This window comes from Klebsiella sp. K-3, assembly GCF_051207495.1.
GTDB lineage: Bacteria > Pseudomonadota > Gammaproteobacteria > Enterobacterales > Enterobacteriaceae > Klebsiella > Klebsiella aerogenes.
Genome location: NZ_JBPNXF010000015.1, coordinates 68,082 through 90,573, shown reverse-complemented (window position 1 = coordinate 90,573; position 22,492 = coordinate 68,082). Strand labels below are relative to the sequence as shown.

General features: G+C 53.5%; 19 protein-coding genes and 1 pseudogene. 11 read left to right on the top strand and 9 right to left on the bottom strand.

The features are described from left to right. Window positions 1–158: 158 nt before the first annotated feature. Both mobB and mobA read right to left on the bottom strand, forming a co-directional pair. Window positions 159–665, bottom strand: coding sequence for a molybdopterin-guanine dinucleotide biosynthesis protein MobB (mobB, locus tag ACSEMK_RS21710; RefSeq protein WP_411325990.1), 507 nt, complete (start codon window positions 663–665; stop codon window positions 159–161). Then, entirely contained in the window at window positions 662–1,243 is a 582-nt protein-coding gene (gene mobA, locus ACSEMK_RS21705) for a molybdenum cofactor guanylyltransferase MobA (protein ID WP_430915449.1), read from the bottom strand. Before mobA ends, mobB begins: the two co-directional genes overlap by 4 nt. A 71-nt stretch (window positions 1,244–1,314) precedes the next feature. Between mobA and ACSEMK_RS21700 the strand changes: the two genes are divergently transcribed. From ACSEMK_RS21700 to dsbA, 3 genes are all read left to right on the top strand, one after another. Beyond that, window positions 1,315–1,584 carry a YihD family protein gene (locus ACSEMK_RS21700; RefSeq protein WP_015368982.1) on the top strand — a complete coding sequence of 90 codons (270 nt, stop codon included), beginning with the start codon at window positions 1,315–1,317 and terminating at the stop codon, window positions 1,582–1,584. A 75-nt stretch (window positions 1,585–1,659) separates the two neighbouring features. Further along, window positions 1,660–2,646 (top strand): serine/threonine protein kinase, encoded by a 987-nt coding sequence (locus tag ACSEMK_RS21695; protein WP_411325991.1) that lies wholly within the window; start codon window positions 1,660–1,662, stop codon window positions 2,644–2,646. 26 nt (window positions 2,647–2,672) lie between these two features. Next, a complete protein-coding gene (gene dsbA, locus ACSEMK_RS21690) occupies window positions 2,673–3,296 on the top strand; it encodes a thiol:disulfide interchange protein DsbA (RefSeq protein WP_015368980.1) in 624 nt (207 codons plus the stop codon). Between the two features lie 43 nt (window positions 3,297–3,339). On the opposite strand, the gene ACSEMK_RS21685 is transcribed toward dsbA, so the two are convergent. After that, complete coding sequence (locus tag ACSEMK_RS21685; protein ID WP_430915448.1) at window positions 3,340–4,242, bottom strand: acyltransferase; 903 nt, start codon at window positions 4,240–4,242, stop codon at window positions 3,340–3,342. 396 nt (window positions 4,243–4,638) lie between these two features. On the opposite strand from ACSEMK_RS21685, the gene polA reads away from it, so the two are divergent. Then, window positions 4,639–7,419, top strand: a complete 2,781-nt coding sequence (gene polA, locus ACSEMK_RS21680) for a DNA polymerase I (protein ID WP_430915447.1) — start codon at window positions 4,639–4,641, stop codon at window positions 7,417–7,419. 347 nt (window positions 7,420–7,766) lie between these two features. On the opposite strand, the gene yihA is transcribed toward polA, so the two are convergent. Continuing rightward, complete coding sequence (gene yihA, locus ACSEMK_RS21675; RefSeq protein ID WP_015368976.1) at window positions 7,767–8,399, bottom strand: ribosome biogenesis GTP-binding protein YihA/YsxC; 633 nt, start codon at window positions 8,397–8,399, stop codon at window positions 7,767–7,769. Window positions 8,400–8,980: 581 nt separating this feature from the next. Here yihA and yihI point away from each other — a divergent pair. Beyond that, window positions 8,981–9,487, top strand: coding sequence for a Der GTPase-activating protein YihI (yihI, locus tag ACSEMK_RS21670; RefSeq protein WP_113374883.1), 507 nt, complete (start codon window positions 8,981–8,983; stop codon window positions 9,485–9,487). A 188-nt stretch (window positions 9,488–9,675) separates the two neighbouring features. After that, entirely contained in the window at window positions 9,676–11,049 is a 1,374-nt protein-coding gene (hemN, locus tag ACSEMK_RS21665; protein ID WP_087858754.1) for an oxygen-independent coproporphyrinogen III oxidase, read from the top strand. Between the two features lie 54 nt (window positions 11,050–11,103). On the opposite strand, the gene glnG is transcribed toward hemN, so the two are convergent. The 3 genes from glnG to glnA all read right to left on the bottom strand — a co-directional run bounded on the left by glnG (window position 11,104) and on the right by glnA (window position 15,169). After that, the gene (gene glnG / locus ACSEMK_RS21660) at window positions 11,104–12,513 is read right to left on the bottom strand and encodes a nitrogen regulation protein NR(I) (RefSeq protein WP_087858753.1); all 1,410 of its coding nucleotides are present in this window, start codon (window positions 12,511–12,513) and stop codon (window positions 11,104–11,106) included. Between the two features lie 8 nt (window positions 12,514–12,521). Further along, on the bottom strand, window positions 12,522–13,571 hold the full coding sequence (gene glnL / locus ACSEMK_RS21655) for a nitrogen regulation protein NR(II) (protein WP_015368972.1): 1,050 nt from the start codon (window positions 13,569–13,571) through the stop codon (window positions 12,522–12,524). Between the two features lie 188 nt (window positions 13,572–13,759). Continuing rightward, complete coding sequence (gene glnA, locus ACSEMK_RS21650; RefSeq protein ID WP_015368971.1) at window positions 13,760–15,169, bottom strand: glutamate--ammonia ligase; 1,410 nt, start codon at window positions 15,167–15,169, stop codon at window positions 13,760–13,762. Window positions 15,170–15,545: 376 nt separating this feature from the next. Between glnA and typA the strand changes: the two genes are divergently transcribed. The 5 genes from typA (at window position 15,546) to fabY (ending at window position 20,375) form a co-directional block, all read left to right on the top strand. Continuing rightward, window positions 15,546–17,369 (top strand): ribosome-dependent GTPase TypA, encoded by a 1,824-nt coding sequence (gene typA, locus ACSEMK_RS21645; RefSeq protein ID WP_015368970.1) that lies wholly within the window; start codon window positions 15,546–15,548, stop codon window positions 17,367–17,369. Window positions 17,370–17,501: 132 nt separating this feature from the next. After that, window positions 17,502–18,101, top strand: coding sequence for a glucose-1-phosphatase (yihX, locus tag ACSEMK_RS21640; protein WP_047036982.1), 600 nt, complete (start codon window positions 17,502–17,504; stop codon window positions 18,099–18,101). Beyond that, on the top strand, window positions 18,095–18,955 hold the full coding sequence (locus tag ACSEMK_RS21635; protein ID WP_015368968.1) for a virulence factor BrkB family protein: 861 nt from the start codon (window positions 18,095–18,097) through the stop codon (window positions 18,953–18,955). The genes yihX and ACSEMK_RS21635 overlap by 7 nt, the downstream gene beginning before the upstream one ends. Beyond that, window positions 18,952–19,389 carry a D-aminoacyl-tRNA deacylase gene (gene dtd, locus ACSEMK_RS21630; RefSeq protein ID WP_015368967.1) on the top strand — a complete coding sequence of 146 codons (438 nt, stop codon included), beginning with the start codon at window positions 18,952–18,954 and terminating at the stop codon, window positions 19,387–19,389. The genes ACSEMK_RS21635 and dtd overlap by 4 nt, the downstream gene beginning before the upstream one ends. Before the next feature lie 44 nt (window positions 19,390–19,433). Next, entirely contained in the window at window positions 19,434–20,375 is a 942-nt protein-coding gene (fabY, locus tag ACSEMK_RS21625; RefSeq protein WP_015368966.1) for a fatty acid biosynthesis protein FabY, read from the top strand. 16 nt (window positions 20,376–20,391) lie between these two features. Here fabY and ACSEMK_RS21620 read toward each other — a convergent pair. Beyond that, window positions 20,392–21,309 (bottom strand): annotated as a pseudogene (locus ACSEMK_RS21620) (alpha/beta hydrolase). 249 nt (window positions 21,310–21,558) lie between these two features. After that, the gene (gene fdhE / locus ACSEMK_RS21615) at window positions 21,559–22,488 is read right to left on the bottom strand and encodes a formate dehydrogenase accessory protein FdhE (RefSeq protein ID WP_015368963.1); all 930 of its coding nucleotides are present in this window, start codon (window positions 22,486–22,488) and stop codon (window positions 21,559–21,561) included. Window positions 22,489–22,492: the final 4 nt, after the last annotated feature.

Genomic DNA, 22,492 nt, shown 5'->3' with positions numbered 1-22,492 from the left:
AAAAGGCTCAGTCGGAAGACTGAGCCTTTTGTTTTTGTGTTTTGCGGCCAGACGCGCCGCCATTCCCCCGGTGGCGCTGCGCTTACCGGGGCTACAGACCGCGTAGCCCGAAAAAGGTGCGCAGCACCGCCTCCGGGAAAATCCCACCTATATCACCGCTATTGCCTCTTTAACCAACTCGCAATAAACGTCGCGATCTGTGGAATATTATTTAAATCCAACAGCGGAAGTGACGTCGCGATGGGCACATCGCTGGCCACTGCTATCGTATGTTCATCAATCACTAACTCTTCTACACGATGTCCGCTGTTTTGCCGGAAAAGCAGGATCTTCGGTACAGGTTCATGCTTAAAACCCTCCACCAAAACGAAATCCAACTTTTCCGGATCCATTCTGCTTACCAGCCATTGAAGATCTAATTCGGGTTTATCAGGGGTTTCTGTCATCAGCGCCCAACGCTGCGCGCTTGCGACAATAGTTTGCGAAGCGCCAGCTTTGCGCAATTCGTAACTATCCTTGCCTGGCTTATCGACATCCATATCATGATGAGTGTGCTTAATCAGTCCCGGGCGTAATCCTTTGGCGCAGAGTGCAGGGATGAGGCGTTTTAATAGTGTTGTTTTCCCGGTACCGCTCCATGCGGCGATCGCCAGTAATGGGATCATGATGACTCCTGCATCTGCTGCAAATCATCCAGCGTATTCACATTGATGAATGCTGATTTCACATCGCTGAAATTCACCGGGTGCCCGCCCACTTGACGCATAAAGACCATCACCCGGCGTTCTCCATGAGCCAGATAAGTCTCCAGCTCCGGAATAATTCGTCGGTGGACTAATGCAACGGCGGGATGATCGCGCTCGCCATCGTGTACCCAAACCACCGGCGCTGAAGCTTTCTGTTGTAGAAAGCGCTCGACCAGAAAAGAGGGGATGAACGGCGTGTCGCAGGGGCAAAATACAAACCATGGGCTATCTACCTGCTGCATAACGGCAAGCATTCCGGCCAGTGGCCCTGGATAATCAGCTTGGGTATCGCGATAAACGGCATATCCGCTAGTATGCCAATACTCAAGATTGCGATTAGCGCTAATCACTAATCTGCCTACCTGCGGCTCTAATGAATCCGCAACGTGACGCCAGAGAGGACGACCATTCAGCAACTGCAATCCCTTATCAACACCGCCCATGCGCGTAGCTCTTCCACCCGCCAGCACGACGCCGGTTATTGCCTCGCTTTGCATATTAATATCGCCTCTTTCATTGTGGGATTGACCCTGTTAACTTGTCCCTATCAAGAGTAAGGAGCATGACTATGAAATGTAAACGCCTGAATGAAGTAATTGAGCTTCTCCAGCCAGCCTGGCAAAAAGAACCTGAACTGAACCTGATGCAATTCTTGCAGAAACTGGCGGCGGAAGCAGGTTATAAAGGTGAACTAGCCGATCTTTCTGATGATATTCTGATTTATCACCTGAAGATGCGTGATTCATCGAAAGAGGCCGTCATCCCGGGTATTCAGAAAGATTATGAAGAGGATTTTAAAACCGCACTGTTACGCGCGCGCGGTGTTATTAAAGAGTAAAAGGTTGTAAGTGCTGCCGCGAAACCGGCTACGAGATGATATCCTGAAGCATTCGTACGATTATCGGATGTCAGGATGCACGATAACGCTTTTACTTTTCAGACGCTTCACCCGGATACCATCATTGATGGATTATTCGATCTGGGAATGCGGGTCGACTCCGGTCTGACTCCGCTTAATAGCTATGAGAACCGTGTTTACCAGTTTCAGGACGAAGACCGCCGCCGCTATGTGGTGAAGTTCTATCGTCCTGAACGCTGGTCTGCAGAACAGATCCTCGAAGAACACCAGTTTGCGCTTCAACTCGTAGAAGATGAAGTGCCCGTTGCCGCGCCGCTCTTATTTAACGACAGCACGCTACATCAACATCAAGGATTCTTCTTTGCCGTCTTCCCAAGCCTCGGCGGCCGCCAGTTCGAAGCGGATAATCTTGACCAAATAGAATGGGTCGGGCGCTATCTTGGCCGCCTGCACCAGACCGGTCGTAAGCAGCGTTTTAATGCGCGCCCGGAGATTGGCGTACAAGAATATCTGTTGGAACCACGTCAGGTATTCGAACAGGCGACGCTTATTCCATCTGGCCTGAAGGCTGATTTCCTGAGTGCGGCTGATAAACTCATCGATGCCGTCAGGGCACGGTGGCACGGGCGTGCGGATACGCTTCGTCTGCATGGCGACTGCCACGCCGGCAATATCCTGTGGCGCGATGGTCCGCTGTTTGTTGATTTAGATGATGCCCGCACCGGCCCGGCAGTACAGGATCTCTGGATGCTGCTGAATGGCGATAAAGCCGAACAGCGCATGCAGCTGGAGACCATCATTGAGGCCTATGAAGAATTCAGTCCGTTCAATACGGACGAAATCGCTCTCATCGAACCTTTACGCGCCATGCGTTTAGTTTATTATCTGGCGTGGCTGCTCAGGCGTTGGGACGATCCTGCTTTCCCTATAAATTTCCCATGGTTAACCGGGGAAGATTATTGGCGCGGGCAGACTGCAACATTTCTTGAGCAGGTGAAGGTTCTGCAGGAACCCCCTCTTCAGTTAACGCCAATGTATTAATGTGATATATCAGGAGAGAAATAATCATGAAAAAAATTTGGCTGGCGCTGGCTGGTATGATTCTGGCTTTCAGTGCATCCGCTGCCCAGATCACCGACGGCAAGCAGTACACCACCCTTGATAAGCCGGTTGCAGGCGAACCTCAGGTCCTTGAGTTCTTCTCATTCTACTGCCCGCACTGCTATCAGTTTGAAGAAGTGCTGCACGTTTCCGACAACGTACGTCAGAAACTGCCGGAAGGCACCAAAATGACCAAGTATCACGTTGAATTCCTGGGCCCGTTGGGTAAAGACCTGACCCAGGCGTGGGCTGTGGCGATCGCGCTGGGCGTTGAAGATAAAGTAACCGCGCCGATGTTTGAAGCGGTACAGAAAACCCAAACCGTGCAGTCCACTGCCGACATCCGTAAAGTCTTCGTTGATGCGGGCGTGAAAGGTGAAGATTACGACGCGGCATGGAACAGCTTTGTGGTGAAGTCTCTGGTCGCCCAACAAGAGAAAGCCGCAGCCGATTTACAGCTGCAGGGCGTTCCGGCGATGTTTGTTAATGGTAAATACCAGCTGAACCCGCAGGGTATGGATACCAGCAATATGGACGCGTTTGTCTCCCAGTACGCAGATACTGTGAAACAACTGGTTGAAAAGAAATAAAAAAATGCCGGTCACTGACCGGCTTTTTTTATCGACTAAATAGTTACGACTTTTCGTTACCTTGCATAATGTCAGTGAGCTGGCGATCTTTTTCTTCCCAAAGCCCATTCAGCCAGCGCTGGAAACCGCGCTTAAAGTTTTTATCATTGACGTAATCACCGTGTAGTTCCTCGCCAATCGGCACCAGATTAATACGTACCACGATGCGCGTCAGGCGACCGCTTAACATATCGTAAAACGGCCTGGCATTATTGTCCGGATAGCACAGCGTAACGTTCAGTAGCTTATCGAACTGTGCGCCGAGGACGTTTAATGCCATCGCAATGCCCGCAGCTTTAGGCGGCAATAGGTTGTGGTAAGGCGAGCGCGTCTCGCGCTTCTTTTCTACGGTAAACCTTGAACCTTCAACGAAATTGACGATGGTTGTCGGATGAGAACGGAATTTTTCACATGAGCGGCGAGTCGTTTCGACGTCTTTACCGCGGCGTTCCGGGTGGCGCAGTAAGTAGCCGCGCGAATAGCGGCGCATAAAAGGCATATCAAGCGCCCAGCAGGCCAGGCCGATAAAGGGTACCCAGGCCAACTGCTGCTTGAGGAAGTATTTATTCATCGGGATATGTTTGCGAAACAGGACGCAAAGTACCACGATATCCGCCCAGCTGTGATGATTGCTGATAAGCAGATACCAGTTCTTTTTATTCAGCCCTTCCAGCCCCTGAACATCCCATTTCAACCATGGGTTGAGATGCAGCAGCAGCGCCAGTCCTTCGCACCAGCAATACATCATGAAATTGCAAAAAACGGAAATAGAACGCCAAACCGCCGGGATAGGTACCAGCAGTTTAATCAGCCCGGCGATGATAATCGGCACGGAACAGATAATGGTGACTAAGATGGTAAGGGCGATACTCAGCGGGAGTGTTATCGCAGCGAGAAATCTCGACATAGTTAGTTTATTCAGAAAGTTAGGCCGGCAAAGAACGTTCTTAAACCGCGCAAGGGGCTGATTTTACCAGAAAACGCGGCAAATAACGGGTCTTACCAGAACAGAAAAAAACGCGAATCTTATATCCACATGGAACATTGAGTCATCATGAAGCATATATAGCCTTGGGTGCATAATTAATGCATTGATATATAATGATTTATAAGATTCTTTGTTACATGGTTTAGGCTTTTTTGGCTGAGGCGATAAAACTATGCACAAAGTTATCCACAGATAATATTGTGCAGCGATTCACCTCTGCGATGAATCTTTTCGGCTAAATGCGGGAAAAATTCAGGATTTCATGCCCGTCTGTGGCATCCTTTACCCATAATCTGATAAACAGGCACGGAAATTATGGTTCAGATCCCAGAAAACCCTCTCATCCTCGTCGACGGCTCCTCTTATCTCTACCGGGCTTACCACGCCTTCCCGCCGCTAACCAATAGCGCAGGGGAGCCTACCGGTGCAATGTACGGCGTTCTGAATATGCTGCGTAGCCTGATCCTGCAGTATCAGCCGACGCATGCCGTCGTGGTATTTGATGCCAAAGGGAAAACCTTCCGTGACGAATTGTTTGAGCACTACAAATCACATCGTCCGCCGATGCCGGACGATCTACGCGCGCAGATCGAACCTCTGCACAAGATGGTGAAGGCGATGGGGCTGCCGCTGATGGCGGTGCCTGGCGTTGAAGCGGATGACGTTATCGGCACGCTGGCTCGCGAAGCGGAAAAAGTGGGCCGTCCGGTACTGATCAGCACCGGCGATAAAGATATGGCTCAGCTGGTGACGCCGGGCATTACCTTAATCAACACCATGACCAACACTATTCTCGGCCCGGAAGAGGTCGTGAATAAGTACGGCGTACCGCCGGAACTGATTATTGATTTCCTGGCGCTGATGGGCGACTCCTCAGATAACATACCTGGCGTCCCGGGCGTAGGGGAAAAAACGGCGCAGGCGCTACTGCAGGGATTGGGCGGTCTGGATGCGCTCTATGCGGAACCAGAAAAAATCGCCGGGCTGACCTTCCGCGGCGCGAAAACGATGGCGGCGAAGCTGGAGCAGAACAAAGAGGTGGCCTACCTCTCTTATCAACTCGCCACAATAAAAACCGATGTGGAGCTGGATCTGGGTTGCGAAGAGCTGTTAGTTGCGCAGCCGGCGGCTGATGAACTGCTGGCGCTCTTTAAGCAATATGAATTCAAACGTTGGATCACCGATGTCGAATCCGGTAAATGGCTACAGGGGAAAGGCGCTAAACCAGCGGCGAAACCAGCTGAAGCCGCGGTGATTGTGGAAGAAGAGGTCGCCGCGACGCTCTCTGCTGAGCATTATGTGACAATCCTGGATGAAGCGACGCTGGTCGAATGGATTGCCAGATTGAAGAAAGCGCCGCTATTTGCTTTTGATACCGAAACGGATAGCCTCGATAACATTTCCGCCAATCTGGTTGGCCTGTCATTCGCGATTGAGCCTGGCGTTGCGGCTTATGTGCCGGTAGCCCATGATTATCTCGACGCGCCGGACCAGATCCCACGTGAACGCGTGCTGGAGCTGCTCAAGCCGCTGCTGGAAGATGACAAGGTGCTAAAAGTAGGGCAAAACCTGAAGTACGATCGCGGCATCCTGGCCAACTACGACATTGAACTGCGTGGTATTGCCTTCGACACCATGCTGGAATCCTACACCCTCGACAGCGTCGCGGGTCGACATGATATGGATAGCCTGTCCGATCGCTGGTTGAAACACAAAACCATCACCTTTGAAGAGATTGCCGGTAAGGGGAAAAATCAGCTCACCTTTAATCAGATTGCGCTGGAAGAGGCAGGGCGTTACGCCGCGGAAGATGCTGACGTGACGCTACAACTGCATCTGAAGATGTGGCCGCAACTACAGCAGCATGAAGGCCCGCTGAATATCTTTAAAAATATCGAGATGCCGCTGGTGCCGGTGCTGTCGCGGGTTGAGCGCAACGGCGTGAAGATCGATCCGGCGGTGCTACATGCGCATTCGCAGGAGATCGCTAAGCGTCTGGTTGAGCTGGAACAACGTGCCCATGAGATTGCCGGTGAGGAGTTCAACCTCTCTTCTACCAAACAGTTGCAAACCATCTTGTTTGAAAAGCAGGGCATCAAGCCGCTGAAGAAAACGCCTGGCGGCGCGCCGTCGACTTCTGAAGAGGTGCTGGAGGAACTGGCGCTGGATTATCCGCTGCCGAAGGTGATCCTCGAGTATCGTGGGCTGGCGAAGCTTAAATCGACCTATACCGATAAGCTGCCGCTGATGATTAACCCGAAAACCGGCCGCGTTCATACTTCGTATCATCAGGCGGTGACGGCGACCGGGCGTCTCTCTTCGACCGATCCTAACCTGCAGAATATTCCGGTACGTAATGACGAAGGTCGTCGTATTCGTCAGGCGTTTATTGCGCCTCAGGACTATCTGATTGTGTCTGCCGACTATTCGCAGATTGAGCTGCGCATCATGGCGCACCTGTCGCGCGATGAGGGGCTGCTGAAGGCGTTTGCGGAAGGTAAGGATATTCACCGCGCCACCGCGGCAGAGGTATTTGGCTTACCGCTGGAAAGCGTCAGTAATGAACAGCGCCGCAGCGCGAAGGCGATTAACTTTGGCCTGATTTACGGTATGAGCGCATTTGGTCTGGCGCGTCAGCTGAATATCCCGCGTAAAGAAGCGCAGAAGTATATGGATCTCTATTTCGAACGCTATCCGGGCGTACTGGACTACATGGAACGTACCCGCGCGCAGGCGAAAGAGCAGGGCTATGTCGAAACGCTGGAAGGGCGTCGTCTGTATCTGCCGGATATCAAATCCAGCAATGGCGCGCGCCGCGCGGGCGCGGAACGTGCAGCGATTAACGCTCCGATGCAGGGAACGGCGGCGGATATTATTAAACGGGCAATGATCGCCGTTGATGACTGGCTGCTGAGCGAAAAACCGCGCGTGCGGATGATCATGCAGGTGCACGATGAACTGGTGTTTGAAGTGCACAAAGACGATCTGGATAGCGTATCGAAGAAGGTGCATGAGTTAATGGAAAACAGCACCACGCTTGCAGTGCCGTTATTGGTGGAAGTCGGTAGCGGTGAAAACTGGGATCAAGCGCACTAAGTGGGCAATCTGTAAGGCTCTTTTTTGTAAGTTAGCAACATAACTTATAGATTTTTGTGATGGTCATTTGAATTTGTTATGTAAATAGTGAAAAAAAACTACAAAAAGTGCTTTATCCATAACCGAAAGAAGAGTAAAGTTATTCGCGTAGGGTACAGAGGTAAGATGTTCTATCTTTCAGACCTTTTACTTCACGTAATCGGATTTGGCTGAATATTTTAGCCGCCCCGGTCATTTATGACCGGGGCGTTTTTTATTGCGCGAAAGAAAAGTTTTACGCGCTGACAACCGCGTAAAATGAACGTCCGGATAGGGCGCTGGGCGCCATTATCCGGAAAAAGCGGGGGTTACTCTGCGTCTTCGGCGGCTTCTTGCGGCGGGATGTCGTTAAACCAGCTATCCAGCTTCTGACGCAATTTATCCACGCCAGATTTTTTCAGCGAAGAGAAAGGCTCAACCTGGATATCGCCATTGAAGGCCAGTACCGCTTCACGCACCATATTGACCTGCGCTTTACGCGCGCCGCTGGCGAGCTTATCGGCTTTGGTTAGCAGGACCAGCACCTGTATATCGCTTTCTACCGCCCATTCGATCATCTGCTGATCGAGATCTTTCAGCGGATGACGGATATCCATCAATACCACCAGGCCTTTCAGGCACAGACGTTTTTCAAGATACTCACCCAGCGCCTTCTGCCATTTGATTTTCATCTCTTCCGGCACCTGCGCGTAGCCATACCCCGGCAAGTCGACCAGGCGTTTACCTTCCGCAACCTCAAACAGGTTGATAAGCTGGGTACGACCCGGCGTTTTTGACGTACGCGCCAGGCTTTTCTGGTTAGTCAGCGTATTAAGGGCGCTGGATTTGCCCGCATTTGAGCGGCCAGCGAATGCCACTTCGATTCCGGTATCGGATGGAAGATGGCGGATATCAGGCGCGCTCGTGACAAAATGCGTCTGTTGATAATTCCAGTTGGTCAAGACTGTCGTCTCCGTAAAATCAGGCTATGGCGGGGATTATACCTGAAAGGCAGAAAAAGGCTGTTTTTACCGCACGTCGGCGTTGTAAGTAAAAACCATGAGCTTTGTGAGACATTGTCCATAAGGACTATACGAAATTTGTGAGAAAAACCTGACGTCAAATTCATAGATTATCGTTAAATCATACTGTTACAGGAAACTCTATTCCCTTAAGCAGGCTTTTCATCCTACAGGTGGTTGTCGATTTCCGGCAAAACGGTAAAGTAGTGGGCAAAGGCGAGGATGCCGGAGGATTACGACTCAGGACGAGGGGTCAGGAGCGCCAGGAGGCGAAGACCGGGATTGTCAGGATGACAAACGTCTGGAGACGTTTTAAAAGGGAAAGGGATAGAACAAGGACCGTTGGAAGCTAAGGGAAAGACAGGGTAAGTCGATAGCTGACATGGAAAGTGGAAACCCGTTAAGGGTTGTGAGTGCGGAAAAAGGCGACAGATTAATCTGTCGCCTTTTTTCTTTGCTTGCTTTCTGCTAGATTCCGCCTCAATTCTATACTGAAGAAAACTGTCTGAAGATCACACATCATGAAAAAACCGGCATCCGCATCGCGCGGTAAAGCACGTGGTAAGTCGCGTGAAGAGTTGAACCAGGAAGCACGCGACCGTAAACGTCAGAAAAAACACCGCGGCCATGCCGCAGGCAGCCGCGCCAGCGGCGGCGATGCTGCTTCAGCAGGCAAAGGCCGCAGCCAGCAGCTGGACCCACGCATTGGCAGCAAAAAACCGATCCCGCTGGGCGTGACTGAAAGCACCCCGGCCGTTAAGCAGCACAAACCAAAGAGCGAGAAACCTATGCTTTCACCGCAGGCTGAGCTGGATTTGCTGGAGAATGATGAGCGCCTGGACGCGCTGCTGGAACGTCTGGAAGAGGGCGGTACCCTGAATGCTGAAGAGCAGGCCTGGGTCGATGCTAAACTGGATCGTATTGACGCGCTGATGCAGCAGCTTGGCCTCTCCTATGATGACGACGAGGACGAGGAAGAAGAAGAGCGTCAGGAAGATATGATGCGTCTGCTGAAGGGTGGAAACTAACGTTTGCATCCCATCGGATTCCCGGTCCTGCTTATAACCCTTCTGGTTATATGTTATCTGCTGTGGTTATTCGTTAAACTAAGACGGTTGTCGCGGCGTCAAAAATGGCTGCGCAACCGGCTCATGACCCGAGGTGCGGTTGGGCCGGCACGGCGTACCCGTCGACGGCATCATCGGAAGGAGTGAGCATGTCTGAGCAGTTAATCGACTGGGATCTGGCCCTTATCCAGAAATATAATTATTCCGGGCCGCGATATACCTCGTATCCCACCGCGCTGGAGTTTTCTCCGGCGTTCGGCGCTGCTGATTTTGCCGCCGCCGTCGCCCGTTACCCGCAGCGCCCGCTGTCGCTGTACGTCCATATCCCGTTCTGCCATAAGCTCTGCTATTTTTGCGGCTGTAATAAGATTGTCACCCGTCAGCAGCATAAGGCTGACCAGTATCTTGATGTCCTTGAGCAGGAAATTATTCACCGCGCGCCGCTTTTTGCCGGCCGTCAGGTTAGCCAACTGCACTGGGGCGGCGGTACGCCGACCTATCTCAACAAAGCGCAAATTAGCCGCTTGATGAATCTGCTGCGTGGCCACTTCAGCTTTAACGCCGATGCGGAAATCTCCATCGAAGTCGATCCGCGTGAAATCGAACTGGATGTACTGGATCATTTACGATCCGCAGGGTTCAACCGTTTGAGCATGGGGGTGCAGGATTTCAATAAAGAAGTACAGCGCCTGGTGAACCGTGAACAAGATGAAGAATTCATCTTTGCGCTGCTGCGTCATGCGCGTGAGATTGGCTTCACATCGACCAACATCGATTTGATTTACGGTCTGCCGAAGCAAACGCCGGAAAGCTTTGCCTTCACGCTGCAGAAAGTCGCTGAACTCAATCCGGACCGTCTGAGCGTATTTAACTACGCGCATCTGCCCACGCTATTCGCTGCGCAGCGCAAAATTAAAGACGCGGATTTACCGAGCGCAGAGCAGAAACTGGATATCCTGCAGGAAACCATCGCTTCGCTTACCGACGCTGGCTATCAGTTTATCGGTATGGATCACTTTGCCCGGCCGGACGATGAACTCGCAATTGCCCAGCGTGAAGGCGTGCTGCACCGCAACTTCCAGGGGTACACCACCCAGGGCGATACCGACCTGCTCGGAATGGGCGTGTCGGCGATCAGTATGATTGGCGACTGCTATGCGCAGAACCAGAAAGAGCTGAAACAGTATTATCAGCAGGTCGATGAAAGCGGCACCGCGCTGTGGCGGGGTATTGCGTTAACCCGCGATGATTGTATCCGCCGGGATATCATTAAGGCCCTGATTTGCAACTTCCGTCTTGAGTTCTCGGCGGTTGAAACGCAGTGGGATCTTATCTTCAACGATTACTTTGCCGAAGATATGAAATTGCTGGCGCCGCTGGCGAAAGACGGGCTGGTGGATGTGGATGAAAAAGGAATACAGGTTACGGCAAAAGGCCGTCTGTTGATTCGTAATATCTGTATGTGCTTCGATGCCTATCTGCGGCAGAAAGCGCGCCTGCAGCAGTTCTCTCGCGTTATTTAAGCGAATCCCGGTGAGCCAGCTCACCGGGCGTTCATTTCACCGCTGAGTCCGGTGTTATTCCATTCCCAGCTCTTTTAGCTTCCGCGTTAACGTATTTCGCCCCCATCCTAGCAGACGAGCGGCTTCCTGCTTATGCCCTTGCGTATGGCGCAGCGCGGTGGTGAGCAGTGCACGCTCCATCTCCGGCTGCGCTTCTGATAGCAGGTTTTGATGACCGGAACGCAGGGCGCGGTCGGCCCATTGCCCCAGCAGCGTCGCCCAGCTATCCGGTTGGAGTTGCGTTGGGCTATCGGGAATCGACGTTTCGAACAGCTCGGACGGCAGATCCTGGGTCAGTACCTCCTGGCCTGCTGCCATCACCGTTAGCCAGCGACAGGTATTCTCCAGCTGGCGCACGTTACCGGGCCAGGCCAGTCGCGTCAGCGCCGCTTCCGTTTCCGGATGCAGCTGCTTGGCTTCGACGCCCAGTTCACGGGCGGCAATCTGCAGGAAGTGGCGCGCCAGGCGCGGAATATCTTCTCGGCGTTCGCGCAGCGGCGGCAAATGCACGCGAATCACGTTCAGGCGATGGAACAAATCTTCACGGAATTTTCCTTCCTGCACGCGTAGCTCAAGGTTCTGATGGGTCGCGGCAATAATCCGCACATCGACTTTCACCGGCGCATAGCCGCCAACGCGATAAAATTGGCCGTCAGCCAGCACGCGCAGCAGTCGCGTCTGAACATCCAGCGGCATATCGCCAATTTCATCAAGGAACAAAGTACCGCCATCGGCCTGCTCAAAACGCCCCTGACGGACGGTATTGGCACCGGTAAAAGCCCCTTTTTCATGGCCGAACAGTTCCGATTCAATTAAATCTTTCGGAATGGCCGCCATGTTAAGGGCGATAAACGGCGATTTGGCGCGTGGACTGTGGCGATGCAGCGCGTGGGCGACCAGCTCTTTACCGGTACCTGATTCGCCGTTGATCAGTACGCTGATTGAGGAGCGTGACAGGCGGCCAATGATGCGAAACACATCCTGCATCGCCGGCGCTTCGCCAATAATATCGGCCGTCGGGCTGCTGACCGGCGTATTACGCGGCTGCTGCTGCTCCTGATAATGGCTAATCGCACGGTCAACCAGCGCTACAGCCTCATCAATATCAAAAGGTTTCGGCAGGTAATCAAAGGCCCCCTGCTGATAGGCGCTGACGGCGGCATCGAGATCCGAGTGCGCGGTCATAATGATGACCGGAAGCATCGGATGGCGTTGTTTAATCTGCTTTAACAGCGCCAGGCCGTCCATCCCAGGCATGCGAATGTCGGAAAGTAAAACGTCCGGCGTTTTGGTAGTGAGGGCATCAAGCACCTCATTGCCGCTCTCAAACGTGGTGCAGCTTAAACCCGCTCCGGTGAGTGCGCGTTCAAGCACCCAACGGATGGAGCTATCGTCATCGACTACCCAGGCTATCCCTCGTTGCATAAACACCTCTATTTCCGAATAGGCAGGTATACCGAGAACTCGGTATGGCCAGGCCAACTGGTAAATTCAATTTTGCCGGAGTGCTGATCGATAAGACTGCGGGCGATGGAAAGCCCAAGACCGGTGCCGCCTTCGCGGCCGCTAACCATGGGGTAAAACAGCGTATCCTGCAGATGGGGCGGGATACCGGGCCCGTTATCTTCCACGTCGATACGCGCCGCCAGACGGTAACGTACGCCGTGGAGCGTGAGCTGAAAGGCGGTACGGGTGCGCAGGATGATTTCGCCGCCTTCGGGCCCCAGGGCCTGCAGCGCGTTGCGCACGATATTCAGCAACACTTGCTCGATTTGTTCCGGGTCGTGGGCCAGCTCAGGCAGGCTCGGGTCGTAATCACGGATCAGTTTGACGTTATCCGGCAACTCCATGGAGACCAGCGCCACCACGCGCTCCGCGACTTTATGAATGCTTTCCGTGATGTGCATACCGGGATGCTGCGGCCCCAGCAGGCGATCGACCAGGTTACGTAACCTGTCTGCCTGTTCAATAATCACCTGGGTATATTCCATCAGCGCGGGATCCGGTAGCGCTTTACTCAATAGCTGTGCCGCACCGCGCAGGCCACCGAGCGGGTTTTTAATCTCATGCGCCAGACCGCGCACTAAATCGCGCGCCGCCACCTGCTGAGCATGCTGCAGCTGTTCCTGGCTCAAACGTCGCTGATTATCCATCGGCGACATCTCAAGCAGGATATAGCCTTCAGGCAGGCGCTGAGCGGTGAGGGAGAGAATGTGCGAGCGGCCGTCAATCACCAGCGTCACTTCATTATCCGTGAAGCCCTGACCCGCCTGCAGGCTCTCCTGCATCAGGCCAATGTTTAACGAAAAGTAGCTCAGCAATTCTGGCAGCGGTGTACCGAATAATTTACGCGAACTTTGCGCCAGTAACTGCTGGGCAGCCGGGTTGGCATAATGCACCGCGAGGTCGTCATCGACTAATAAAATGCTGTGGATCAGCGAGTTGAGGATCTGCCCAGCATCGGGCTGTGTGCCTGTTGCCATCTGACAGTCTCCTGAAATGGTTGCACTATTTTAGTGCAGTATAGCTTTTTATTGGTAAAAAGCGCGAGAGATCAGCGTGTTGCTGGTGAAAAAAGCCCATCCTGAGATGGGCTGAAAGTTTCCACGGCAACAAAACATCCCTGGTGTCCCGTGCCACAACACGGGAACACCATGGATTTACAGCAAAATCAGACGCTGTAGTACAGTTCGAACTCAACCGGGTGCGGAGTCATACGTACGCGGTCGTTTTCTTCAATGCGCAGGGCGATGTAAGCATCGATAGCTTCGTCAGTGAAGACGCCGCCTGCGGTCAGGAACTCGCGGTCTGCGTCCAGAGCCTGCAGGGCTTCTTCCAGAGAACCTGCAACCTGCGGGATTTCTTTCGCTTCTTCCGGCGGCAGATCGTACAGGTTTTTGTCCATCGCATCGCCAGGGTGAATTTTGTTTTTAATACCGTCCAGGCCGGCCATCAGCAGCGCGGCGAAGCACAGGTATGGGTTAGCAGCCGGGTCCGGGAAGCGCACTTCGATACGACGCGCTTTCGGCGAGGCAACCACCGGAATACGGATGGAAGCAGAGCGGTTACGGGCGGAGTAAGCCAGCATGACCGGCGCTTCGTAACCCGGGACCAGACGCTTGTAGGAGTTAGTGGTCGGGTTCGCCAGGGCGTTGATCGCTTTAGCGTGCTTGATAACGCCGCCGATGTAGTGCAGCGCTTGCTCAGACAGGCCCGCGTATTTGTCGCCGGAGAACAGGTTTACGCCGTTCTTGGACAGGGACATGTGGCAGTGCATGCCGGAACCGTTATCGCCAAACATTGGTTTTGGCATGAAGGTTGCGGTTTTACCGAAACGGTGAGCGACGTTGTGTACAACGTATTTGTAGATCTGAATTTCGTCCGCTTTTTTGGTCATGGTGTTGAAGCGGGTGGCGATTTCGTTCTGACCTGCAGTTGCCACTTCGTGGTGGTGAGCTTCAACAACCAGGCCCATCTCTTCCATGATCATACACATGGTAGAACGGATGTCCTGAGAGGAGTCTACCGGCGGAACCGGGAAGTAACCGCCTTTCACGCCCGGACGGTGGCCTTTGTTGCCGCCTTCGTATTTGGTAGAAGAGTTCCATGCGCCTTCGATATCGTCAATGGCCACGTGGGAACCAGAGATGGATGCGCCAAAGCGGATGTCGTCGAACAGGAAGAATTCTGGTTCCGGCCCGAACAGCACGGTGTCGGCGATGCCGGTGGCGCGCAGGTACTCTTCAGCGCGCTTGGCGATAGAGCGCGGGTCGCGGTCGTAACCCTGCAGGGTGCCTGGTTCCAGGATATCGCAGCGGATGATCAGCGTCGGTTCTTCATAGAACGGGTCGATCAGCGCCGTGGTGGCATCCGGCATCAGGACCATGTCGGATTCGTTAATACCTTTCCAACCGCCAATCGAGGAGCCATCAAACATTTTGCCTTCTTCAAAGAATTCGGCATTTACCTGATGGGAAGGAATCGTGACGTGCTGTTCTTTACCTTTGGTATCGGTGAAGCGCAGATCGACAAACTTCACTTCGTGCTCGTTCAGCATCGTCAAAACGTGTTCAGCGGACATACTTAAACTCTCCCGGATTGGTCATTGTCGTCGTGGTAACGAACTTCTTACTGCTTAAAAGTGGCGTTGTTGCCTTAAAAAATATAAAGCGAAATCTGTGCCAACTTTTAAAAGTACGGTAAAACGCTGTATCATGCGCACCATAGTGCAAAAGGACTGCACCATGATGGAGATAATGCACCAAAATAGTGCTTCAATGTGAACGTTGAGCACCATTTTGGTGCAATTTTTATTACGGTGCCCTTTTATCGCTCCGTGAAAGCGGTCACAAACAAACTCTGCAATACTTGTTTGCGGAGGATCTTTGTGATCCTGTTCAGTCCTTCGCTTAATACGTGTACAATAACGCGCTATTTCTAATGCCTGAGGCAAAGTTGTGATCGAAAATCTGCGTAATATCGCCATCATCGCGCACGTCGACCATGGTAAAACTACCCTGGTTGATAAGCTGCTACAGCAATCCGGTACGTTCGACGCACGTACTGAAGCACAAGAACGTGTGATGGACTCCAACGATTTGGAGAAAGAGCGTGGGATTACCATCCTCGCTAAAAACACTGCAATCAAATGGAATGATTACCGTATCAACATCGTTGATACCCCAGGGCACGCCGACTTCGGAGGTGAAGTTGAGCGTGTTATGTCCATGGTTGACTCTGTGCTGCTGGTGGTTGATGCCTTTGACGGCCCGATGCCGCAGACGCGCTTTGTTACCAAAAAAGCGTTTGCTCACGGTCTGAAGCCGATCGTGGTCATCAACAAAGTTGACCGCCCGGGCGCGCGTCCGGATTGGGTTGTCGACCAGGTATTCGACCTGTTCGTTAACCTCGACGCGACCGACGAACAGCTGGACTTCCCGATCGTTTACGCTTCCGCGCTGAACGGTATCGCGGGTCTGGACCACGAAGACATGGCTGAAGACATGACCCCGCTGTACCAGGCGATTGTTGACCGTGTACCGGCGCCGGACGTTGACCTTGACGGTCCGCTGCAGATGCAAATCTCCCAGCTCGACTACAACAACTACGTTGGCGTAATCGGCATTGGTCGCATCAAGCGCGGTAAAGTGAAGCCGAACCAGCAGATCACTATCATCGATAGCGAAGGGAAAACCCGCAACGGTAAAGTCGGTAAAGTACTGACTCACCTGGGTCTCGAGCGTATCGAGAGCGACGTAGCCGAAGCTGGCGACATCATCGCGATCACCGGTCTGGGCGAACTGAACATCTCCGACACCATCTGCGACCCGCAGAACGTCGAAGCGCTGCCGGCACTGTCTGTTGATGAGCCGACCGTATCTATGTTCTTCAACGTCAACACCTCTCCGTTCTGCGGTAAAGAAGGTAAGTTTGTTACCTCTCGCCAGATCCTGGACCGTCTGAACAAAGAGCTGGTGCACAACGTTGCGCTGCGCGTCGAAGAAACCGAAGACGCCGATGCGTTCCGCGTTTCTGGCCGTGGCGAACTGCACCTGTCCGTTCTGATTGAAAACATGCGTCGTGAAGGTTTCGAGATGGCGGTTTCCCGTCCGAAAGTTATCTTCCGCGAAATCGATGGCCGTAAACAAGAGCCATTCGAAAACGTAACGCTGGACGTCGAAGAGCAGCACCAGGGGTCTGTCATGCAGGCGCTGGGCGAGCGTAAAGGCGACCTGAAAAACATGAATCCAGACGGTAAAGGCCGCGTACGTCTCGACTACGTGATCCCAAGCCGTGGTCTGATCGGCTTCCGTTCAGAGTTCATGACCATGACTTCTGGTACCGGTCTGCTGTACTCCACCTTCAGCCACTACGACGACGTTCGTCCGGGCGAAGTGGGCCAGCGTAACAACGGCGTACTGATCTCTAACGGTCAGGGTAAAGCGGTTGCGTTCGCACTGTTCGGCCTGCAGGATCGCGGTAAGCTGTTCCTCGGCCACGGTGCTGAAGTTTACGAAGGTCAGATTATCGGTATTCACAGCCGTTCTAACGACCTGACCGTAAACTGCCTGACCGGTAAGAAACTGACCAACATGCGTGCGTCCGGTACTGACGAAGCAACGGTTCTGGTTCCGCCGGTTAAGATGACCCTGGAGCAGGCTCTGGAGTTCATCGATGACGACGAACTGGTAGAAGTTACTCCGACGTCTATCCGTATCCGTAAACGTCACCTGACCGAGAACGACCGTAAACGCGCTATGCGCGGTGCGAAAGAAGAGTAATTACCCTTCTTGTTGCAAGCTAAACCCCGCCACAACGGCGGGGTTTCTTTTTGGGCGCTTTTCACGCCGTCGATAGTCAAACCTCTTCTTTCCCGCTACAGTTAATCTTCAACGGCGCGGAAGGAGACAAAAATGCTCTATATCTTTGATTTAGGTAATGTGATTGTCGACATTGACTTCAACCGGGTGCTCGGAACGTGGAGTGATTTGACCCGCATCCCGCTGGCGACGCTAAAGCAAGACTTTGTCATGGGCGATGCCTTCCACCAGCATGAATGCGGGGAGATCAGCGATGAAGAGTTTGCCGCCGCGATGTGCCACGAAATGAACATGCCGCTGAGCTATGAACAGTTCGCCCACGGTTGGCAGGCCGTTTTTGTCGCCTTGCGTCCAGAAGTCACCGACATCATGCAAAAACTTCGCGACCAGGGGCACCGCGTGGTCGTACTCTCGAACACCAACCGATTACATACCACTTTCTGGCCAAGCGAATATCCACAAGTGCGTGCTGCCGCAGATCATGTGTATCTTTCGCAAGAGATGGGGATGCGCAAACCCGAAACGCGTATCTACCAAAGCGTGCTGCAGGCGGAAGGATTTTCGCCGCAAGACGCGGTCTTTTTTGACGATAACGCCGATAATATAGCTGGGGCTAACCAGTTGGGGATCACCAGTATTCTGGTCACGGATAAGGAGACTATCCCCAACTACTTTGCGAAGCAGCTATGCTAAAAAGCGTTCATCAAAAAACCAAATACCATACCAGGCCGCTGGTGGCCTGGCTTAAGCTGCTGTGGCGGCGAATTGAAGAAGACAACATGACGACGTTGGCGGGGAATCTTGCCTACGTGTCTTTACTTGCGCTGGTACCGCTGATCGCCGTGGTTTTTGCCCTGTTTGCCGCCTTTCCGATGTTCTCCGACGTCAGCGTGCAGATTCGCCATTTTATCTTTGCCAACTTCATTCCGGCGACCGGCGATGTCATTCAGGGTTATATCGAGCAGTTTGTGGCGAACTCCAGCAGGATGACGGCCGTCGGTGCCTTCGGGTTAATCGTCACCTCATTACTGCTGATGTACTCGATTGATAGCGCGCTGAATACCATCTGGCGCAGCAGTCGGACGCGACCAAAGATCTATTCATTTGCGGTCTACTGGATGATCCTGACTCTCGGGCCGCTGTTGGCTGGCGCCAGTCTGGCAATCAGTTCCTATCTTCTCTCACTACGTTGGGCCAGCGATCTCAATAGCGTCATTGATGATGTACTACGTATATTCCCGCTAATTTTATCGTGGGCGGCGTTCTGGATGCTTTATAGCATCGTGCCCACCACCCAGGTGCGCAATCGCGATGCGGTAATCGGTTCGCTGGTGGCGGCACTGCTTTTTGAAGCCGGTAAAAAGGCTTTTGCTCTATATATCACCATGTTTCCGTCATACCAGTTGATTTATGGCGTGATAGCGGTAGTGCCCATTTTATTTGTCTGGGTTTACTGGACCTGGTGTATCGTCTTGCTTGGCGCTGAAATAACTGTCACTCTCGGTGAATACCGCAAACTCAAAAAAGAAGAAACAGAACAACCATGATTGCATTAATTCAACGCGTATCCCGTGCAAGCGTTACCGTGGAGGGTGAAGTGACGGGTGAAATCGGTCCGGGATTGCTGGTGCTGCTGGGCGTCGAGAAAGACGATGACGAACAGAAGGCCAATCGTCTGTGTGAACGGGTGCTCGGCTATCGCATTTTCAGCGACGCCGAAGGCAAAATGAATCTTAATGTCCAGCAGGCGGGCGGCAGCGTGCTGGTGGTTTCGCAATTTACGCTGGCGGCCGATACCGAGCGCGGCATGCGCCCGAGTTTTTCCAAAGGCGCGGCGCCGGACAGAGCGGAAGCGCTGTATGAATACTTTGTTGAGCGCTGCCGTCAGCAAGAGATGAATACTCAGACCGGGAGATTCGCTGCGGATATGCAGGTCTCGCTGGTAAACGATGGTCCCGTGACCTTTTGGTTGCAGGTATGAGTCAGCTTCCGGGCAGGCTGCGGGTAACAAAAGAGAGTACAGCTATGTATCACCTTCGTGTACCGCAAACAGAAGAAGAGTTAGAAAGCTATTATCAGTTCCGCTGGGAGATGCTGCGTAAGCCGCTGCATCAGCCTAAAGGGTCGGAACGCGACGCCTGGGATGCCATGGCGCATCACCAGATGGTCGTCGATGAAGAGGGCAATCTGGTTGCCGTCGGTCGGCTGTATATCAATGCGGAGAATGAAGCCTCGATCCGTTTTATGGCCGTTCATCCTTCCGTTCAGGATAAAGGTTTAGGCACCCTTATGGCGATGACCCTTGAGTCAGTCGCCCGTCAGGAAGGGGTGAAGCGGGTGACCTGTAGCGCCCGTGAAGACGCGATGGAGTTTTTCTCTAAGCTGGGCTTTGTGAACCAGGGAGAAATCACCACGCCGACAACCACGCCGATTCGCCACTTTTTGATGATTAAACCCATTGCTTCACTGGATGATATCCTGCACCGCGGTGACTGGTGCGGCCAGCTGCAGCAGGCCTGGTATCAGCACATTCCGCTGAGCGAAAAGATGGGCGTGCGCATTCAGCAGTACACCGGGCAAAAATTTATCACCACCATGCCCGAAGCGGGGAATCAGAATCCACATCATACGTTGTTTGCCGGCAGCCTGTTTTCGCTCGCCACCTTAACCGGCTGGGGGCTTATTTGGTTAATGCTGCGCGAGCGGCACCTTGGCGGCACGATTATCCTTGCCGATGCGCATATCCGTTACAGCAAGCCTATTAGCGGACGCCCGAATGCGGTGGCCGATTTGGGCTCGCTAAGCGGCGATCTCGATCGCCTGGCGCGAGGGCGCAAGGCTCGCGTACAGCTTCAGGTCGAACTGTTCGGTAACGATAAGCTGGGCGCTGTTTTTGAGGGAACCTATATCGTACTACCCGCGAAGCCGTTCGGTTCGTATGAAGAGGGCGGGAACGAGGAAGAGTAACCCGCCTCCGGCATTATTATTGGCCTGGCGTTTGCGTACGCCAGGCGATATCGCGCATCGCCTGCCTCGCCGCGAGGCTTATCCCGCCTAACTGAAAGAAACCGTGAATGACGCCCAGATAGCGCTGGCAGGTGCTTTCTACCCCCTGTGCTATTAGCCGCCGGTACAGCGCTTCTCCCTCATCGCGCAAAGGGTCAAATTCGGCCGTCAGGATATGAACCGGCGGCAGCCCGTTAAAATCTTCGCGCCACAGCGGACTGGCTTCCGGGTGGGTGGCGGGTGTGGCCGCTAAATACATCTCGTAGCCGCTAAGCAGCGTATCCCGGGTAATGATGTAATCCTCGCCGTTGCAGGCATAGCTTGCCATGCTGGCGGTAGCGTCGAGCATAGGGTAAATCAGGATAAGCTGCGCAGGTTGCCATACTCCCGCTGCTTTCAGGCGCAGAGCCGTGACCAGGGCGAGGTGGCCGCCGGCGCTGTCGCCGGCCAGCGTGATGCGAGCGGCGTCAACGCCAAGCCGCTGCGCATACCGATGGACAATGTTGGCGCCTCGTTCCGCATCATCGTGCGCCGCCGGAAAAGGGGATTCCGGGGCGAGGCGGTATTGCACGGCGATCACCCGGCATCCACTGAACCAGGCAAGCTGGCGCAATTGGTTGTCATGGGTGGCAAAGCCGCCGCTCACAAAACAGCCGCCGTGGTAATACACAATGGTGGGTAGCAAGCCGTCGTTTTTTGGCGGCGAGACGACGCGCAAGGTCATGCCATCGAGCGTGATGTCTTCAACCTGTACACGTGTTTCCGTTTCCCCCGCGAGAACAGTGCTGGCGAGATAGCCGTTTCTCCGGTCATCAATACTCTATTCTCGTGCTGATGGCCGCCCCGCAGCAATAAACTCCTCAACCAGCGAAGCAATACCTTTTTCCAACGTCATGGCAAGTCCCTTTTACTGGATTAATATCCAGTGTTATAGCCTGGTTTTTGCGAAAAAGATATACCGAATAAAGCCGCGATCGCTTTCTGGAAAGCGGCTCGCAAAAGCGTATTTCTCAGCAAAGATCTGCTTCTTCTGTTGAACAATAGCTGGAGAAGCAGGAACGGGCTAAGGAGAGCATTTCCGGCGTGGTCACGCCGTATGAATGATAACGAGCGACCTGAGTCGCCCGTTATAGGTGCGCAGAACTTACTCCCCTTCGCCGGGGAACATGAACGGGTTAATTGAGCTTCTGGCGAAGCCTTCCTGTTCCATGCGAGCATCGAGTACCAGCGAGGCTAAATCGTCGGCAACGGCTTCGACTTTCGGGTCTTTCTCCTGATACATAATCTTCAGGTAGCTCCCGCAGTCGCCGCAGCTTTCGGCTTTCACCGCCGCCTGCTCGTTATCCAGCGACCAGTAGTGCAGGTCGCGGCTCTGTTCGCAGTTGCTGCATTTTACGCGCACCACATGCCATTCGGTTTCACACAAGTTGCAGTGCAGATAGCGCAGCCCCTGAGTGGTGCCGATTTGCACGATGCTGGAGACCGGCATCGAGCCGCAAACCGGGCAGAACTGGCGATGCTCGCCGTATTCGGCGCGCGCTTTCCCCGGGATCAGGCTGGCCATTTGCGCCCAGTACAGCGACAGCGCGGCCCAGATAAACGGCGCTTTGTCGCTGCTGACCGAGGCGAAATCGGAAGCAAACAGCGCGCTGGCCATCTCTTCCAGTTCCGGCCCGGAAGCTTTTTCCAGATTCTCGATAACCGACAGCGCCGGGCCGCTCATCTCCGGTTTCAGCTCGGCGATCAGCGAATGCAGCAGTTTGTGCCAGTGTTTATCACGCGGCAATACGTGAATATCCAGCGGCGGCTTGCCCTGATCGTTGGCCTCTTTAATGCGGGCAGTCAGATCCATCTGCAACGGATGGTCGTACAGCACCACTTCCTGCGCATGAGCGATCAGCGCGGCAAAGCGCAGGTAATCGCCCAGCGGGTTATTGGCGGCCAGCTCGCGCAGGCGCTCCGCGCGGCGGTTATACAGATTCTTCAGTCTGGGGAACAGTAGCGGCGGAATTGCTTCCGCCGTGCGTTTCTCGCTCGAACCCAGCTCGTCTTGCGGGATTATGCGAATACTCATGCAG

What these genes read in the sequence shown, in the direction of transcription:
- ACSEMK_RS21635 (WP_015368968.1), top strand. Translation starts at nt 18,095, where the DNA reads ATGCTAAAAAGCGTTCATCAAAAAACCAAATACCATACCAGGCCGCTG.
- mobA (WP_430915449.1), bottom strand. Translation starts at nt 1,243, where the DNA reads ATGCAAAGCGAGGCAATAACCGGCGTCGTGCTGGCGGGTGGAAGAGCT.
- glnG (WP_087858753.1), bottom strand. Translation starts at nt 12,513, where the DNA reads ATGCAACGAGGGATAGCCTGGGTAGTCGATGACGATAGCTCCATCCGT.
- fdhE (WP_015368963.1), bottom strand. Translation starts at nt 22,488, where the DNA reads ATGAGTATTCGCATAATCCCGCAAGACGAGCTGGGTTCGAGCGAGAAA.
- mobB (WP_411325990.1), bottom strand. Translation starts at nt 665, where the DNA reads ATGATCCCATTACTGGCGATCGCCGCATGGAGCGGTACCGGGAAAACA.
- yihI (WP_113374883.1), top strand. Translation starts at nt 8,981, where the DNA reads ATGAAAAAACCGGCATCCGCATCGCGCGGTAAAGCACGTGGTAAGTCG.
- dsbA (WP_015368980.1), top strand. Translation starts at nt 2,673, where the DNA reads ATGAAAAAAATTTGGCTGGCGCTGGCTGGTATGATTCTGGCTTTCAGT.
- ACSEMK_RS21685 (WP_430915448.1), bottom strand. Translation starts at nt 4,242, where the DNA reads ATGTCGAGATTTCTCGCTGCGATAACACTCCCGCTGAGTATCGCCCTT.
- polA (WP_430915447.1), top strand. Translation starts at nt 4,639, where the DNA reads ATGGTTCAGATCCCAGAAAACCCTCTCATCCTCGTCGACGGCTCCTCT.
- glnL (WP_015368972.1), bottom strand. Translation starts at nt 13,571, where the DNA reads ATGGCAACAGGCACACAGCCCGATGCTGGGCAGATCCTCAACTCGCTG.
- ACSEMK_RS21700 (WP_015368982.1), top strand. Translation starts at nt 1,315, where the DNA reads ATGAAATGTAAACGCCTGAATGAAGTAATTGAGCTTCTCCAGCCAGCC.
- ACSEMK_RS21695 (WP_411325991.1), top strand. Translation starts at nt 1,660, where the DNA reads ATGCACGATAACGCTTTTACTTTTCAGACGCTTCACCCGGATACCATC.
- dtd (WP_015368967.1), top strand. Translation starts at nt 18,952, where the DNA reads ATGATTGCATTAATTCAACGCGTATCCCGTGCAAGCGTTACCGTGGAG.
- yihX (WP_047036982.1), top strand. Translation starts at nt 17,502, where the DNA reads ATGCTCTATATCTTTGATTTAGGTAATGTGATTGTCGACATTGACTTC.
- glnA (WP_015368971.1), bottom strand. Translation starts at nt 15,169, where the DNA reads ATGTCCGCTGAACACGTTTTGACGATGCTGAACGAGCACGAAGTGAAG.
- hemN (WP_087858754.1), top strand. Translation starts at nt 9,676, where the DNA reads ATGTCTGAGCAGTTAATCGACTGGGATCTGGCCCTTATCCAGAAATAT.
- fabY (WP_015368966.1), top strand. Translation starts at nt 19,434, where the DNA reads ATGTATCACCTTCGTGTACCGCAAACAGAAGAAGAGTTAGAAAGCTAT.